This is a genomic window from Clostridium swellfunianum (assembly GCF_023656515.1).
In the GTDB taxonomy this organism is placed as follows: Bacteria; Bacillota; Clostridia; order Clostridiales; family Clostridiaceae; genus Clostridium_AT; species Clostridium_AT swellfunianum.
The window spans coordinates 2,379,636-2,394,761 of sequence record NZ_JAMOFV010000006.1 but is presented as its reverse complement, the minus strand read 5'-3'; the positions used below and the strand labels follow the sequence as shown (position 1 = coordinate 2,394,761).

The 15,126-nt window shown below is 35.8% G+C and carries 15 protein-coding genes, 1 tRNA gene and 1 riboswitch; of the genes, 15 read left to right on the top strand and 1 reads right to left on the bottom strand.

All coding sequences use genetic code 11. The annotated features are described in order from the left end of the window. Positions 1–5 precede the first annotated feature (5 nt). The 4 genes from NBE98_RS11345 (at position 6) to NBE98_RS11330 (ending at position 3,554) form a co-directional block, all read left to right on the top strand. Entirely contained in the window at positions 6–920 is a 915-nt protein-coding gene (locus tag NBE98_RS11345; protein ID WP_250815074.1) for a S66 peptidase family protein, read from the top strand. Between the two features lie 164 nt (positions 921–1,084). Beyond that, positions 1,085–1,993, top strand: coding sequence for a DUF4474 domain-containing protein (locus NBE98_RS11340; protein ID WP_250815073.1), 909 nt, complete (start codon positions 1,085–1,087; stop codon positions 1,991–1,993). Between the two features lie 281 nt (positions 1,994–2,274). Further along, positions 2,275–2,357: transfer RNA gene (locus NBE98_RS11335), tRNA-Leu, on the top strand. A 36-nt stretch (positions 2,358–2,393) separates the two neighbouring features. After that, entirely contained in the window at positions 2,394–3,554 is a 1,161-nt protein-coding gene (locus NBE98_RS11330; protein ID WP_250815071.1) for a DUF4317 family protein, read from the top strand. 43 nt (positions 3,555–3,597) lie between these two features. Here the strand turns inward: NBE98_RS11330 and NBE98_RS11325 are convergent, their stop codons facing one another. Continuing rightward, entirely contained in the window at positions 3,598–4,992 is a 1,395-nt protein-coding gene (locus tag NBE98_RS11325) for a leucyl aminopeptidase family protein (RefSeq protein WP_250815070.1), read from the bottom strand. Positions 4,993–5,180: 188 nt separating this feature from the next. Here NBE98_RS11325 and NBE98_RS11320 point away from each other — a divergent pair, with 188 nt between their 5' ends. The 11 genes from NBE98_RS11320 (at position 5,181) to minC (ending at position 15,113) form a co-directional block, all read left to right on the top strand. Next, complete coding sequence (locus NBE98_RS11320; protein ID WP_250815068.1) at positions 5,181–5,696, top strand: GNAT family N-acetyltransferase; 516 nt, start codon at positions 5,181–5,183, stop codon at positions 5,694–5,696. Positions 5,697–5,790: 94 nt separating this feature from the next. Continuing rightward, positions 5,791–5,923, top strand: a riboswitch (cyclic di-AMP (ydaO/yuaA leader). Positions 5,924–5,926: 3 nt separating this feature from the next. Then, positions 5,927–6,568, top strand: coding sequence for a C40 family peptidase (locus NBE98_RS11315; RefSeq protein WP_250815066.1), 642 nt, complete (start codon positions 5,927–5,929; stop codon positions 6,566–6,568). A gap of 107 nt (positions 6,569–6,675) precedes the next feature. Further along, positions 6,676–7,380 (top strand): hypothetical protein, encoded by a 705-nt coding sequence (locus tag NBE98_RS11310; protein WP_250815065.1) that lies wholly within the window; start codon positions 6,676–6,678, stop codon positions 7,378–7,380. 156 nt (positions 7,381–7,536) lie between these two features. Next, on the top strand, positions 7,537–7,797 hold the full coding sequence (locus tag NBE98_RS11305) for a DUF4321 domain-containing protein (RefSeq protein ID WP_250815063.1): 261 nt from the start codon (positions 7,537–7,539) through the stop codon (positions 7,795–7,797). Positions 7,798–7,818: 21 nt separating this feature from the next. Beyond that, positions 7,819–8,394, top strand: coding sequence for a Maf-like protein (locus NBE98_RS11300; RefSeq protein WP_250815062.1), 576 nt, complete (start codon positions 7,819–7,821; stop codon positions 8,392–8,394). Positions 8,395–8,408: 14 nt separating this feature from the next. Continuing rightward, a complete protein-coding gene (radC, locus tag NBE98_RS11295) occupies positions 8,409–9,095 on the top strand; it encodes a RadC family protein (protein WP_250815060.1) in 687 nt (228 codons plus the stop codon). Between the two features lie 20 nt (positions 9,096–9,115). Then, positions 9,116–10,123, top strand: coding sequence for a rod shape-determining protein (locus NBE98_RS11290; protein ID WP_250815058.1), 1,008 nt, complete (start codon positions 9,116–9,118; stop codon positions 10,121–10,123). Positions 10,124–10,126: 3 nt separating this feature from the next. Then, positions 10,127–10,972, top strand: coding sequence for a rod shape-determining protein MreC (gene mreC / locus NBE98_RS11285; protein WP_250815056.1), 846 nt, complete (start codon positions 10,127–10,129; stop codon positions 10,970–10,972). A gap of 11 nt (positions 10,973–10,983) precedes the next feature. Beyond that, positions 10,984–11,484, top strand: a complete 501-nt coding sequence (gene mreD / locus NBE98_RS11280) for a rod shape-determining protein MreD (RefSeq protein WP_250815055.1) — start codon at positions 10,984–10,986, stop codon at positions 11,482–11,484. Positions 11,485–11,504: 20 nt separating this feature from the next. Beyond that, on the top strand, positions 11,505–14,357 hold the full coding sequence (locus NBE98_RS11275; protein ID WP_250815054.1) for a penicillin-binding transpeptidase domain-containing protein: 2,853 nt from the start codon (positions 11,505–11,507) through the stop codon (positions 14,355–14,357). A gap of 123 nt (positions 14,358–14,480) precedes the next feature. After that, a complete protein-coding gene (gene minC, locus NBE98_RS11270; RefSeq protein ID WP_250815053.1) occupies positions 14,481–15,113 on the top strand; it encodes a septum site-determining protein MinC in 633 nt (210 codons plus the stop codon). The last annotated feature ends 13 nt before the right edge of the window (positions 15,114–15,126 follow it).

Sequence of the window (15,126 nt, the reverse complement as noted above, 5' to 3'; positions counted from 1 at the left end):
AAAAAATGATCTTTCCAGATAAGCTTAAAAAAGGAGATACTGTTGGTATTATAGCGCCTTCCTCTCCAGTTACAAAAGATGAAGCTGATGCCTGCAAAAAGCTTGTAGAGGATATGGGCTATAAGGTAAAGATGGGAAAATGCACTTATCGTTCTATTCATGGATATTCAGCAGGTACAGGGAAAGAGAAAGCAGAAGACATAAATGAAATGTTTATGGATAAAGAAGTTAAAGCTATTTGGTGCATTAGAGGCGGAGACACAAGCTCCCATACTATGGATAAGCTAGATTTTGAAATGATAAAGAGGAATCCTAAAATATTTGTTGGCTACAGCGATGTAACCAATCTTCATATAAACTTTAACCAAAAATGCGATTTTATAACCTTCCATGGTCCTATGGTTAAATCAAACATGCTGAATGATTTTGACAGCTTTACTAGAGAAAGCTTTGAAAAGGCATTAAACATGGACAGTGAATTAAGCTTGTATAATCCAGAGGGCGAAAGCTTTCAGGTTATGGTGGAAGGAAGAGCTGAAGGAACTATTGTTGGAGGAAATCTAGCGCTTATAACCTCCATGATTGGAACTCCATATGAAATAGAAACTAAGGGTAAGATACTTTTTATTGAAGATGTTGGCGAGACTGTAGCTAGATTAGATAGAATGATGTATCAGCTTAAATATTCACAAAAACTTCAGGAAGCAGAAGGAATAATATTTGGGGATTTTACAGACTGCACTAATACAAGAGATGAAAGCTATACTGTGGTTGACATGCTTAAAGATGTTTTAGCTGATTATAACAAGCCGGTAATGTATAATATCAAATCTGGCCATTGCTATCCAATGTCTACAATTCCCTTAGGTGCAAAATGCATAATGGATACAAGGAGTAGCAAAATAAAGTTTATAAGATAAAAATGTGTCTGGCTTTTCTGCATTCATATGCTAAAGCCAGACACATTTTTATTATTTCGGAATAATATATTGTGAAAAAAGATAATGAGGAAGTGGGCAGGCTAACCGAAGTAAATCGGTATACATAGGCTGTTCCTGCTTCCGGCTATTAAGGAGGGTTAACTATGTTTACAGCCTTAATGTCAGATCTGTCTACTTATAGAAGAAAGAAAAAGCAAGAAAAAATTTTAACACGGTTTGTTGATTTAGATAGTGATAGAGTAGATGATAGATTGGAAAAAGCGATAGAAGCTGCTGGATACTCCTACGATGAAAAGCAGGACATATTTTATTCTAATATGAATGCTTGGCAAAGGAGCATGGGCTATTGCAGGTTATATGATGAAGGTGCAGCGCTTTTTGGAATGATTATAGATTGCGAACCTATTTACTTTGAATATGAGGGAAGAAGATGGCTTATAGAGTTTTGGAAGGGGCAATATGATTTGCCTACAGGTGCAGAGATAGGCATCTATGCAACGGATGGTCCTGACATAGAGATACCAGGAGTTTTCAAGGGGCCGCTTTTCTATACTGTAAGCGACCATGAGGCTCTTGAAATGTCTTATACTTTAAAAAAATATGGTAAAAAGCTTTTTACAAGAGAGGGAAAGCACTGGTGGCTCACTGGCTTTAAGCTAGGATTGTTTTCTAATCCTTATGAGTTGACAATGGACTTAAGCATTAATTTTAAGGACAAGGTAATGCAGAAAGCTTTTATACAAGGTTTAAAAAATGCTGGCTATAAAGATAGTGAAATAAAAATCAGCGGCAGCATTGTAGCTTTAGAATTTGACAGGCCTCACACACCTCAGCCAGCTACACGGACACTTGTTTCAGATATTGCCATACAGCTAAAGAATAAGTTTTTATGCGACAAGTATAATGAAATTGCTAAGCACTATGATAACTTCCCTGATCAAATCAATGCAATCTATGAGCAAGCACCTGAGCTTTATGAAAAAATTATAAATATAGACAAACCAAAACGACTGCTGACTAAAATAGAAAAATTCGCTAAGTATATAAACTAGAAAAGATAGAGCTGGATAGCTAGATGGATATTTAAATAAATATAAGAAGAAAAGAATATAAGAATATAAAAAGTTAACAATTTATCTAGTTATCTGGCTGACTAAAGACTTTAATTGGTAGTTAAGTCTTAAGTAAGGTGAATTTATTATACATGCTTCCACCAATTTTTTCATAAAAACCTCTTGAAAAAAACAAAAAAACAATATATAATCATATTTGTAAAAGACATAAGACATGTATCACATATTTGCAGTACATGTTCATAAGTCCAATAAGAAATGCAGGAGTGGCGGAATCGGCAGACGCGCACGTTTGAGGGGCGTGTGGGAGACCGTACGGGTTCAAGTCCCGTCTCCTGCACCATTTTTTTGTCCAAAATTAGAAGATGGGGGTAGGCAAATGAATAAAAAAGAGCTAAACAGAATGAAAAAAGAGTTTAAGCTAGATAGTGTAATGCTTAATTTTAAAGAGATATATAACGTTTATATTAAGAAGGACAGCAATTCAGTGCTATACTCAAACTTAAGCTATTTTCCAATGATTGATACCGAAGCTCAAGAGCTTTATTTAAATAATTTCAAGAAAATGCTTGGAGGAGCTTTAGATTCAAAATTGTTTGAGCTTCCTTTTATAGCAGTTGAAGAAGGCAACGAGGCACAATTAAACTTTGACAGCATGTATAGAAGCGAGGATTCAGAAAACTTCACTCAAGGTGCTGATAAAATTGTAGCCAAGCTGTTGGAAAACTATACATATGAAACTGATGTAGTTCTTACTCTTGCAAAAGGTGACTACTGGGTAGGAAACAAGAATAGAAAGGCTTCTGATGAAATACAGGAGCTTGATGAAGTTATTCAGTCTTTAAATTTTGTTATAGGAAGTATTAATAAGGTTGAGCCTTTTAAAAAGAGTTTGGTATTTAGCTATGAGGAAAAGGAGTTTAAGCCAAGCAGCGTACTTGATACCTTCATAAACCTAAATACTCCTTTAGATGGATTTATGTTTCCAACCTTCGACAACGGCTATGCCGATGTGAATAAGGTTATGTACTATAACTCAAAGCCAAAGGAGCTTAACTATAGATTTATAGAAAACATATTAAGCTGCAGCATGAAGCTTACAGCAGAGGAAGAGAAGCAGTGCTTTACAGATATAATAAAGACTGTGGTTGGCGAAAGCGTGAGGCCAGAAGTTATTGAAGACATGTATACAAAAATAGATGAACTTAAGGAGCTGCATGATGAAAATGAAGAGACAGCTATTACTTTAAGCGATATGAAATACATATTGAATGGAATAGAGGAAAAAGACATAGAGGTTCTGGAAAGGGCTTTTGAAGACACCTGCGGAAAAGACTACAGCTTTAACGTGAAAAACATACTTCCTGATTTTAAATCCAAGTCCTTAAAGATTTGGAATGAGGATTTATCCATTAGTATGAGCCCTAAAAACCTAAGCTTTATAAAGCAGGTTAAAGGGGATGACGGCGGAAGATACTTAATGATTGAGCTTGCTGATGATGTTAATATAGACGGTTTTAAATTAACTGCAGAAGAATAAATAAAAAATGCCCTGCTTTTTAGCAAGGCATTTTTTATGTGCTTTATTTCATTAGTAATTCAATAAGGGTTCTTGTTGGCATTCCAGTAGCACCAGCGTCGTATAAATCTGAGCCTGAGGCTGAACCAGCGCAGCCGGCAATGTCAAGGTGAGCAAAATTCACATCCTCAGCAAAGCTTTCAAGGAATAGACCTGCAACTATAGCTCCACAGGAGGTTCCAGAGTTTTTAAGATCCGCACTGTCTGTTTTTAACTGTTCTAAGTATTCAGGGTTGTTTGGAAGTCTCCAGAAGTTTTCTCCAACTTCCTTTCCTGTATTTATAATACTGTTTGCAAGCTCATCAGAATTGCTTAAAAGTCCAGCGTTTATACCACCTAAAAATTGTGAGCAGGAGCCTGTTAATGTAGCTATATCTATTATGTTGGTTGCTCCAAGTTCTTTAGCATAAGCTATTGCATCGCAAAGGATAAGCCTTCCTTCTGCATCTGTTGAAATTACCTGTACTGTTTTGCCGCAGTAGGTAGTTATTACATCTCCAGGCTTATAGGCGTTTCCTGAAGGCATATTTTCCACTGTAGGAATAAGTGCAATAATATTCTTTTTTGGCCTAAGCTTTGAAAGAGCCTTCATGGTTCCAAGTACAGAAGCAGCGCCTGCCATGTCTGAAACCATGTTTTCCATGCCTTTACCTGGCTTAAGTGTTATTCCGCCGCTGTCAAAGGTAACTCCCTTTCCAATAATTGCAGTTATCTCCTTGCTTGAAGAATCGCCAAAATACTGAAGGGCTACTAGCCTAGGACTGTGAAGGCTGCCCTTTCCAACATATAAAATAGCGTTCATTCCCATCTGTTCAAGCATGTATTTATCAATTATTTTTATATCAAGGTTTCCCTCTTTTGCTATGTTTTCAGCTTGTTGTGCTATGTATTTAGGAGTTACATAATTTGAAGGCAGGCTTACAAGGTTGCGGACGAAGTTTACAGAATTTCCAACTATAAAGCCTTTGCTTATTTCATCCTTGCAGCTTGATATTACATTCACCTTTTGAAGCTTAACATTAATTTCCTTTTGCTTAATGCCCTTAAATTTATAAAGAGACAATTCTAAAACTTGTCCTATATTATATCCGAAATCTTCCCTAAGATTATCTAGTATATCTAAGTCTTCAATGGAGTTTTTTATGCTTTTTACAGCACTGCCTAAAGCTCTCATGAGCTTTACAGAATTGAATTCCTCTGTGGTGCCAAGTCCTAATATAAATACTTTTTTGTAATCGCACTTCCCCAAGGTATTTAATATTTCCAGTTCTTTTAAATCTCCACTATTCTCAGAATAGGCAAGTATTTCTCTTATTTCCTCTGGATATTCCAATGAAAAATTTTTAAATTTAAAAATCAATAAATTACTATAGAGTTTGTTGTCGTTTACACCTAGCATAATAAACCCTCCCAATCCTACATAAAAATTGATAATCTTATGCGTTTACAATTTATGTCTTCTCTAAAATAATAACACATTTTCATAAAATTGTTTATATTGCTTTTGCTAATTTTTTAAAGAAAAAATGTACAGTTAAAAGGATTTTAAAAGGCTTTGTAGAATTTAAATATTCAAGAGGTGAATTTATGTTTGATATGAATGTTAATATTGATGATGATATATATATTAGAAGCGTTAAAAAAGAAGATGTTGTTTCTATTCAAAAATGGATTAATAATCAAAATTACAACTTAAATGACAAAGAAAAGCCACTAGGGCTAAAAGAGATATATGAAAGATTTTTAGAGTACTATGTAAGTGAAGGAGAATTCTTTTTAAAGATAAATAAGGGTGATGCCTTAATTGGAATTTTAAAAGGAAGGATAGAATTTAAAAATCCTAATGAGGTTTGGATTTGGTATTTTTTAATAGATAAGGAATGTAGAAATAAAGGTATAGGCAGCAAAATAGTAGAAGGTGTTGAAAATTATTTTAATCAAGGTTTTGGCATATATGATTTCTACTGTGGAGTTTGCGAGCAGGATACAAAGTTTTTAAGGTTTTGGAACAAAAACGGCTATAGGCTTATGAGAATATCTAAAGGGTTCTTCAAGGTGGATGAGCAGTATAAAGATATGATGATTTTTAAAAAGGAATTATAATTTAAGGCATAATTGGAAAGTATACCCTAAAAGTTGGTAAATTATTCATCAATATGGTCAAACTTAATTGACATATAAACCTTTAATAAATTATAATGAAAATATGCTGAATCCTATTTTAGGTACGGAGGAACCGTCATATTGGGGTTAATCTGATAAATTTAAATCAGTAGGGAACCTTCACCCGAACCCGTCAGCTAACTCCGGAAGCAAGAAGGGGGGGAACACGAATGAAATTCTCTAAAACAAAACCATTTATTTTTGTTGCTACTGTGATGGCTGTCGCATTAATTTCAAAGTTCACAGCTTATGAGGTTAAAGCAGATGCAGCTGTTAAAGATCAGCCAAGTGTGGTTGTTCGTTCAGCTAGCTTAAACTCGGACAAGACTATAAAAGTTCCAGAGAGAAATGCACAAAGGGAGAACAGAGTAACCAGTACAACTAAGAAAACTACCTTAAACAGAGGTGGCAGCGGATTAAATCAGGCAGGACCAAAAGCTCCTGAAGGAAGCAACAATGTAGTAGCTTACGCTTATAAATTCTTAGGCAAGCCATACATATGGGGTGCTTCAGGACCTAATGCGTTTGATTGTTCAGGCTTTACTTCATACGTTTATAAAGCGTTTGGTGTTAGCTTGCCTCATCAGTCAGGAAGTCAGTATGGTTATGGTAAATCAGTAAGCAAAAGTAATTTAGCTCAAGGAGATTTGGTGTTTTTTAACACATACGGTTCAATATCCCACGTTGGAATTTATATTGGTGGCGGAAGATTTATTCACGCTGGAAACTCCAGAAGTGGAGTTATAGTCAGCAGTTTATCTGAAGGCTACTATGCATCTCGACTTGTAGGTGCGAAAAGAGTATTAAAATAATGGTTGGTCTCGGCAAAATTTGCCGAGTTTTTTTTATCATAAATTTGTCCTTCCATAAATAGTATTAAATATAGTATGGTTCTGTGATTTTAATGGAGGGATATAAAATGAAGTACACAAGATATGATATGAAAAGAAAAAACAACGGCAATTTAGTTTTAGGACTAGTTCTGTTTTCTACACTTGTATTTGCATTTTTAATTGGTACTGTGGTATCAAATGTTTTTCTGAAAAATTCGGCTAGAAAAGATGAGGTTATAAAGCCTCAAAATGCTGTTGATGTGGCTAATAAAACCGAAATAAAAGGCAAGGTTAAATATATAGCAGTTCAGGGCGGGAAGTTTAGAGAAGCTCCGGGAGTGGAAAAAACAAAAAATGCTTTAAGTACCTATGGAAATCCATTTACTATTCAAGATCCAGATGGGACAAGAGTGCTGCTTGGGATATATAGTGAAGAAGAAGCTTTAAGCAAAATAAAGCTTTTAACAGAAAATAATATAGATAATTCCAAAATGATATTTGAATTAGGCGGCTCAGGCGATGCTTGTGATGAGGCTATTGCTGCGGCCATAGGTGCAGAATTGGATGTGCTTTCAAAGCTGAGCGAAAAGGATGTACAGTCTGTAAATAGCAGTGAAATTAAAGAATGGCTTAAAGGCTTAAAAGATGTAGATAAAAACAGCAAAAATTTTGCTTTACTTGAAGAATTAAAGGCGCAAATTAATGGACTTCCTGAGAAGCTTGAAAAGGAGAAGGCTCCGGAGTACTATAGTTTTTTATACGGATATATGAAAAAGTTAGCTGGTAAATAAAAAATAAAAACACCTGTTTTCAGGTGTTTTTATTTTGCCAAAACTGCCATTATAACCTAAATTTCTAAATAATTCTTAAATAATCTTCTAAATACTTGTTTCTATTTTTATATAATGTTAAACTATAGACGATGTATAACAAGGTGGGGGATAATATTGAGAGGTTCGGAAAAAAGTAATGGATTTTTAATTTTCGTCGTTCTTTTAGGCGCAATAGGGGGGACGCTTCTTGGTGATGTGCTTGGTGCAAATGTAAAAGCATTGAACTTTCTAAGAAATGCTTACTCTGTTGGTACAGCTAAACCACTTACGTTAGATTTAAAAGTTTTAAGTCTTTCCTTTGGAATTAATTTTAGTATAAGTTTGATGTCTATAATTGGCATAATTGTGGCAATAATACTATACAGGAAGCTTTAGTAGAATTAGGAAGTGATTTAAATGAATATTGTTTTAGCATCAGCTTCAGAAAGAAGACAGGAGCTTTTAAAGAGAATATTAGGAAACTTTGATATTATAGTCAGCAATTTTGATGAAGATACTATAAAGTTTTCGGGCGACCCTGAGGAATATGTAAAAGCTTTAGCTTATGCTAAAGCAAACCAGGTTGCAGAAAAAATGAAGTCTGAAAGTCTTGTTATCGGCTCTGATACAATAGTTTACCAGGATGGTAGGATACTTGGCAAGCCAAAGGATTATAAGGATGCCTACAGTATGCTGAAAGCCTTAAGCGGAAGTTCCCATAAGGTTTATTCGGGTATTGCAGTTGTGAACTCAGCTTCGAAAAAAATAATAACTGCTGCAGTTTGTACAGAAGTTTTTTTTTCAGAGCTTACAGAGGAGCAAATCAAAACATACATAGAAAGTGGCGAACCCATGGACAAAGCAGGCGCTTATGGAATTCAAGGAAATGGCGGTGTTTTTGTTGAAAAAATTCATGGTTGCTATTATAATGTTGTAGGACTTCCAATAAATAGATTATATTATGTGCTTAAGGAGATGGGGGTAAATCTGTAAAAGGAGCTACTTAAATGGAAAAAGCACTTAGAATTATGGATTTGCCAGAGAGTGAGAGACCTAGAGAAAAGCTTGTAAGATATGGAGCAGAAACCTTATCAAATGGTGAGCTCCTTGCTATAATACTAAGAACAGGCAACTCAAATGAAAACATAGTAAATTTAAGCAACAGAATCTTAAAGGAAACAGGAGGCTTAAATGGCCTTTTAACCACAAGCTGCGAGGATTTTCTAGCTTTAAGAGGTATTGGCGAAGCTAAGGCCGCACAGCTTTTAGCGCTGGCTGAAATATCTAAAAGATTTAAATCCTTTAAGTCTGGAGATGAATATAAAATCTCACAGCCAAAGGACGCAGCAGAGCTTCTAATGGAAAGCATGAGATATTTAAAACAGGAATGTCTTAAAGTAATTATGCTTAACACTAAGAATATAGTAATCACAGTTAAGGATGTTTCACTTGGAAGCCTGAATTCTTCCATAGTACATCCAAGAGAAGTATTTTCCGAGGCTGTTAAAAAAGGCAGTGCTTCTATTATAATAAGTCACAATCATCCTTCAGGGGATCCAACTCCAAGCAGCGAGGACATTAATTTAACCCACAGGATTAAAGAGTGCGGCAAACTGCTTGGTATTGAGCTTTTAGATCATATTATTATAGGAAATGGCACTTATATAAGCCTTAAGGAAAAAGGCATTTTGTAATTTGAAAGGAGATTTTTTAAATGGGATTTTTTGGAATATCCAAGGATATGGGTATAGATTTAGGAACTGCAAACACACTTATATATGTAAAAGGTAAAGGTATAGTTTTGAGAGAGCCTTCAGTTGTTGCAATTAATAATGACACAAAAAAGGTTCTTGCTGTAGGACTTGAAGCTAAGCAAATGATAGGTAGAACACCTGGAAACATAGCTGCAATAAGACCTATGAGAGATGGAGTAATAGCAGATTTTGACGTAACTCAAACAATGCTTAAAAAGTTTATAGAGAAGATAAGCCCAAAGAGTGCTTTTACAAGCCCAAGAATAGTTGTGTGCTTCCCTTCAGGAGTTACTGAGGTTGAGAAGAGAGCTATAGATGAAGCCACAAAATCTGCAGGAGCTAGAGAAGTTCTTTTAATGGAAGAGCCAATGGCTGCTGCAATAGGAGCGGGGCTTCCAGTTAACGAACCTACAGGAAGCATGATTGTTGATATCGGGGGAGGAACAACTGAAATAGCTGTTATATCTCTTGGTGGTATAGTAACAAGCAAGTCCTTGAGAGTTGCTGGCGATGAACTTGACAGTTCAATCATTAATTATATAAAGAAGGAATACAATCTAGCTATTGGAGAAAGAACAGCGGAAGCTGTTAAGATGGAGCTAGGTTCTGCTTTTGAATCAGAAAATGAAGGAACAATGCAGATAAAAGGAAGAGACTTAATTTCCGGACTTCCTAAGATTGTTGATATAACTGAAGGCGAAGTAAGAGAGGCGCTAAGAGAACCAGTAGCATCAATAATCGAAGCTATAAAAACAACTCTTGAAAAAACACCACCTGAGCTTGCAGCCGATATTATGGATAAGGGAATTATGCTGGCAGGTGGAGGCGCAATGCTTAAAGGTCTTGATAAGCTTATTAACCACGAAACACATATGCCTGTACACATAGCAGATTCACCTCTTGACTGCGTTGCTTTAGGTGCAGGAAAAGCCCTAGACAATGTAGACAAAGTAAGCAGAAAAAGATAATATATGACTTTTTTTAAGAACAAACTGGCAGTAACTATCACAATACTGTCAGTTAGCTTTTTAATACTAATAGGTGTAAGTGTCAAGAGGGAAAGCTTATCTATGGTAGAAAGTGGTGCGGGTTCTACCTTGAATTCAGCTCAGGGGCTGATTTACAAAGCTGGATATGCAATTAAGGATTCCTTGGGCTTTGTATTTAATTTTACAAATGTAAAGAAAGAAAACGAAACTCTTAAAGCGAGAAATGACGAATTAGAGCAAAAGGCTATAGAGAGAGACAGCCTTATGAAGGAAAATGAAGCCCTTCGTGAAGCTTTAAACTACAAAAACCAGTACACGGAGTACAACTATATTGGAAGCAATGTAATTGGCAGAAGCGGAGGAAACTTTCTTAACGGTTTTATTATAGACAGAGGTACTAAGGATGGAATTAAGAAAGGGATGGTTGTAGTTACTCCAAAGGGTTTGGTAGGACAAGTAACTTCTACAGCATCAAATTGGTCTAAGGTTGAGTCACTTTCAAGTGAAAATATTGCAGTAAGCGGTATGCTTGAAAGCACTAATGAAACAATTGGTATCGTTAGAGGCTATAAGGATGCTAATAATAAGTTTTTAGCAAAGCTTTACTATTTGCATCAGGATTTCAAAATTAATAAGGATGATGTAATTCTGACCTCAGGTTCTGGAAATCTGTATCCTAAAAATATAAGAATAGGCAAGGTTATAGATATTGAAGAGGATAAGGGAAGGATTATGAAGAATGCCATTATAGAACCTTATGTAGACTTCAATAAGCTTGATCAGGTTTTAGTTGTAGTACCAAAAGATATTAGAGAGATAAAATATTAAGGTGTGAAGTTATGAAAAAACTGTTTACTTTACTATTTATATGTGTGTTGTTTCTTATTTTGGATAACACACTTGTTCCTTTTTTTGCAGTTCGAGGCTTCTACCCAAGCCTTCTTACAGTATTTGTCGTGCTTTATTCAATTATGAACGGAAGCTTTGAGGGGCTGTGGATAGGGATTTTATCCGGCTTTCTTCAGGATATATATTTTTTCAGCGGCTTTGGAGTAAATGCCTTTTCGAATATGCTTATCTGCACTTTGGCAGGTTTTATAGGAATAGGGATTTTTAAGGAAAAAGGTCTTATACCTGTAGTTTCCTCTTTTGCTTTAGCTCTTTTAAAGGGTATAATTGTATTTGTGATTTTATATATTGCCAAGGTTTATATTCCAATCCAAAACGTATTATACAACAGTTTGTATTCAATGCTTGTTGCTATATTTATGTACAGATGGGTTTATAGGCTCTGCCTAAAGGAATATATGCAGAGAAAATGGAGTTTTTATGATAAATAGATAAAAGGAAGGATGAGCCAATGAACAAAAAGAAAAAAGAGTTTAACAGATACACCTCTCTTCTTATCGTAATGGCTTTAGTGTTTACAGCTATTGTGTCAAGGCTTGCGGTGCTTCAAATAGTAAAAGCCGATGAGTATAAGGAAAAAGCCAATACAAAAGCAATAACTGAAATCTCAGAGTATGCTCCAAGAGGTAAGATTTTAGATAGCAGTGGTGCAGAACTAGCAAAAAGTGTACAAAGCTATAATCTTACCTTTGGAGAAACTGAAGATAGCTTGAAATATTTCTTTGACACAATGGATACTCTCTTTAAAATATTGGATGAAAATAAAGTAGTTCAAAAGGACGAATTAGAACTTAAAATAAATCCTTTTAGATTTGAATTTAAAGCGGAGGATGAAGACACCAAAAAAGCTTTAGAAATTAAATTTAAAAGAGATAAGGGAATGAATGATAAAGTAGAGAAAAAGTTGTTCCCAGATAACAAGGATAAGCTTAATGATGAGCAAATTGAAGCAGTAAATGAAAAACTGCTTGAGATAACCCCTGAGGAAACCTTCAATTATCTTGTAGAACAGTATGGAGTTTCTCCAGAAGGTATATTTAAAAAGGTCATCAATCTTTATAATAGTTCACCAGAGGAAGCTTTAACAAAGCTAGCATCAAAATATAAGGCTACAGCTGATGAGGAGTTAAAAACGCTGCTTTCACGATATTTGGAGGAGTCCAAAAAAGCTGAGAAGGATGAGCTTTTTAAGAAGCTTTATGATAAGTGTAATGTTGAAGCTACAAAACTTCAGCCTGAAAAGCAGTTAGAGCTTGAAAGAAGATATATTCTTGTAAAGGATGCCTTAAAGATGCAGAGCTTCTCAGGCTACAAGCCAGTTACAATAGCAAGTGATATCAATTCTGAAGCGGCATATATCCTTTACCAGAAGTTAAATGATCTTCCTGGAGTTGATATTTCTATGCAGCCTATGAGATTTTATCCATATGGACAGCTTGCATCTGGCGTTATAGGGTATATATCTAAAATAGGTTCAAACCATGAGAAGTACGAGGCAAAAGGCTACGATGTAAATACTGACTATATCGGCATACAAGGTATAGAAGGAGTCTTTGAAGACAGGCTTAAAGGAACAAAGGGCGGCAAGGTAGTTAAACTTAACAGACAGGGAAGGGTTATAGAGGAGCTTGGCAGCAGAGAGTCCTCTCAAGGTCAGACAATTAAGCTTACTATAAATAAGGACGTTCAGTATGCCGCAGAAACAGCGCTTGACAAGGTTATGCTGGATCTTCAGAAGCAGGGAAGGAAAAAAGACGTTGATACATCAAATGCTACCAGAGGTGCTGCTGTAGCAATCGATGTAAATACGGGAGCAGTTTTAGCGTTAGTATCAAGACCGGGTTTTAATCCTAATGATTTTTCGGATCCAAAAGGTCTTTCAACAGAAGCTTTTAATAAATACTTTAATCCTGACTATGCAGCTTATGGAAAAAACAGAGGCTTGAGCAGTGCATTAATAGAAAGGCTTTTTCCTGTGAACTCTAAGACAGGAAAGAGGGCTGATAACTTTGACTTTGTACCAAAGCCTTTGTTCAACTATGCAACCTTTTCCTTAACTCCTCCTGGTTCTACCTTTAAGCCTATGACAGCAATTGCAGGGCTTGAATCTGGAGTTATTACGCCGAATACTGTTGTGGATGACCATGCTGTATTTAATGATGGAAAAGGCTTTACTACAACCTTCTATGATAATGGTTCTGGTGCGGGAAGAGTTGCTTTAACAAGAGCTTTAGCGGTTTCAAGTAACCCTTACTTCATGAGGGTTGGGCAATTGTTAAGAGAAACACATGGCGATAATATTTTGGCGCAGTATGCTTGGAAGTTTGGACTTGGAGTTGATCCTAATTCCAATACAAAGCCATCTACTGGCATTGAAATAGCTGAAAACTTCGGTCAGGTGTTTAACACTGCATCAAATACAGAAAGAGTAGCTCAGGGCTTCCTTTGGAGCATTATGGAGTCCTTGAAGCAAGGCACAGGACTAAACAGTCATCAGGATTTCATATCTATTGATTTATATGATGACGCGGCTGATAATGATAATATTAAAAAGCAAAAAGATGATATAAAGAAAAAAATTAAAGATGCTATTAAGGAAGGAAAGCTTCCAGAAAAAGATTTAAGAGCACAAATTAGCAGTCTAATATCTACAGATTCAAAATATAAGGGTAAAACCTTAACTAGCAGCTATATGAACTTTATTATGCAAAAGATATGGCAGGTTGCTATTTATGACGGACATACTCAGGTTATAACTCAGGGTAACATGTACAATGCATCCATTGGGCAAGGTATGAGCAGCTTTACACCACTGCAGCTTGCTAATTATGTAGCAACAATTGTAAATGGCGGAAACAGATATAGTCTGCATCTTGTAGATAAAATATTGGATTCGGACGGCAAGGTTATTCAGGAAACCAAGCCGCAAATTATTGAAAACACAGGTATAAAGCCTTCTACTGTAGAAGCAGTTAAAGCAGGCATGCAGGCGGTTAACTCTGGTGAAGATGGTACCGCAAGATATGTGTTTAGTGGTTTTCCGATTGCTACAGCGGGTAAAACGGGTTCTGCTACCTCCAGCAGCGTTCAAGATGAAATAGGAAGAACCTCAAACGGTGTGTATGTAGGTTTTGCTCCTTATGAAAATCCAAGAATTGCTGTAGCTGTAATGGTATTTGACGGTGGTCACGGAGGCTATATAGCACCTGTAGCAAGAGCTATGTATGAAGCTTATTTTAAAGAAGAATTAGATGCACTGGGCTACACTCCTACCTTCAAGGTAGTTGCTGAACCTATTGAATAAAACAAATTAGACGGATTTTCCGTCTAATTTTATTTTTAGGCACAATTTTTTGCTTATAAGAAGGATTTTAATAAAATTTGTTGAATTATAATATATGGTTATGCTCTTATTTGGAGGTTTGTTATGGTTGACGACAAAATTCAAATCAAAGGAAACAAGGATGGATTATACGCAGTAATTAGCATGAATAAATTTAGAGATTTTGATGATATGTTGGAAGCCCTTATGGAAAAGCTTGAAAGAGGAAAAAAATTCTACAAGGGGGCTACCCTTAGGATAACTACGGAGTTAAAATACATAAACGAGAGAGACCTTAGAAGACTCAAGGATACATTGTTCGATGAATTTATGATAAAGGATTGTATACTTGAAGATAAGGAAGAAAAAACAAGCAAGGTTTTCTCGGGAATATATGAAGGACGTACAAAATTTCTAAGAAAGACTGTCCGAAGTGGTCAGAGCATAAATTATTCAGGCAATGTTGTGATTATTGGAGATGTAAATCCTGGGGCGGAGATTTTTGCAGGAGGAAATATTGTAGTATTAGGAGCGCTTAAAGGTCATGCTCATGCAGGTTTCGGAGGAAACGACAAGGCTATAATAGCTGCCTTTAGTCTTCAGCCTGAAATACTTCAAATTGCAGATATTATGACTCGGTCTCCAGATGACGGAATAAAGCCTCAATTTCCAGAGGTAGCTAAGGTTAAGGATGATAACATAATTGTTGAGCCTTACTTGTTTAATAAATTTATTTAGGATGGTGGAAAAC

Bases quoted from the DNA above. Each gene is read 5' to 3' on its own strand.
- NBE98_RS11320 (WP_250815068.1), top strand. From the start codon at position 5,181: ATGTTTGATATGAATGTTAATATTGATGATGATATATATATTAGAAGC.
- NBE98_RS11290 (WP_250815058.1), top strand. From the start codon at position 9,116: ATGGGATTTTTTGGAATATCCAAGGATATGGGTATAGATTTAGGAACT.
- NBE98_RS11325 (WP_250815070.1), bottom strand. From the start codon at position 4,992: ATGCTAGGTGTAAACGACAACAAACTCTATAGTAATTTATTGATTTTT.
- radC (WP_250815060.1), top strand. From the start codon at position 8,409: ATGGAAAAAGCACTTAGAATTATGGATTTGCCAGAGAGTGAGAGACCT.
- NBE98_RS11340 (WP_250815073.1), top strand. From the start codon at position 1,085: ATGTTTACAGCCTTAATGTCAGATCTGTCTACTTATAGAAGAAAGAAA.
- NBE98_RS11315 (WP_250815066.1), top strand. From the start codon at position 5,927: ATGAAATTCTCTAAAACAAAACCATTTATTTTTGTTGCTACTGTGATG.
- NBE98_RS11310 (WP_250815065.1), top strand. From the start codon at position 6,676: ATGAAGTACACAAGATATGATATGAAAAGAAAAAACAACGGCAATTTA.
- NBE98_RS11300 (WP_250815062.1), top strand. From the start codon at position 7,819: ATGAATATTGTTTTAGCATCAGCTTCAGAAAGAAGACAGGAGCTTTTA.
- minC (WP_250815053.1), top strand. From the start codon at position 14,481: ATGGTTGACGACAAAATTCAAATCAAAGGAAACAAGGATGGATTATAC.
- mreD (WP_250815055.1), top strand. From the start codon at position 10,984: ATGAAAAAACTGTTTACTTTACTATTTATATGTGTGTTGTTTCTTATT.
- NBE98_RS11330 (WP_250815071.1), top strand. From the start codon at position 2,394: ATGAATAAAAAAGAGCTAAACAGAATGAAAAAAGAGTTTAAGCTAGAT.
- mreC (WP_250815056.1), top strand. From the start codon at position 10,127: ATGACTTTTTTTAAGAACAAACTGGCAGTAACTATCACAATACTGTCA.
- NBE98_RS11275 (WP_250815054.1), top strand. From the start codon at position 11,505: ATGAACAAAAAGAAAAAAGAGTTTAACAGATACACCTCTCTTCTTATC.
- NBE98_RS11345 (WP_250815074.1), top strand. From the start codon at position 6: ATGATCTTTCCAGATAAGCTTAAAAAAGGAGATACTGTTGGTATTATA.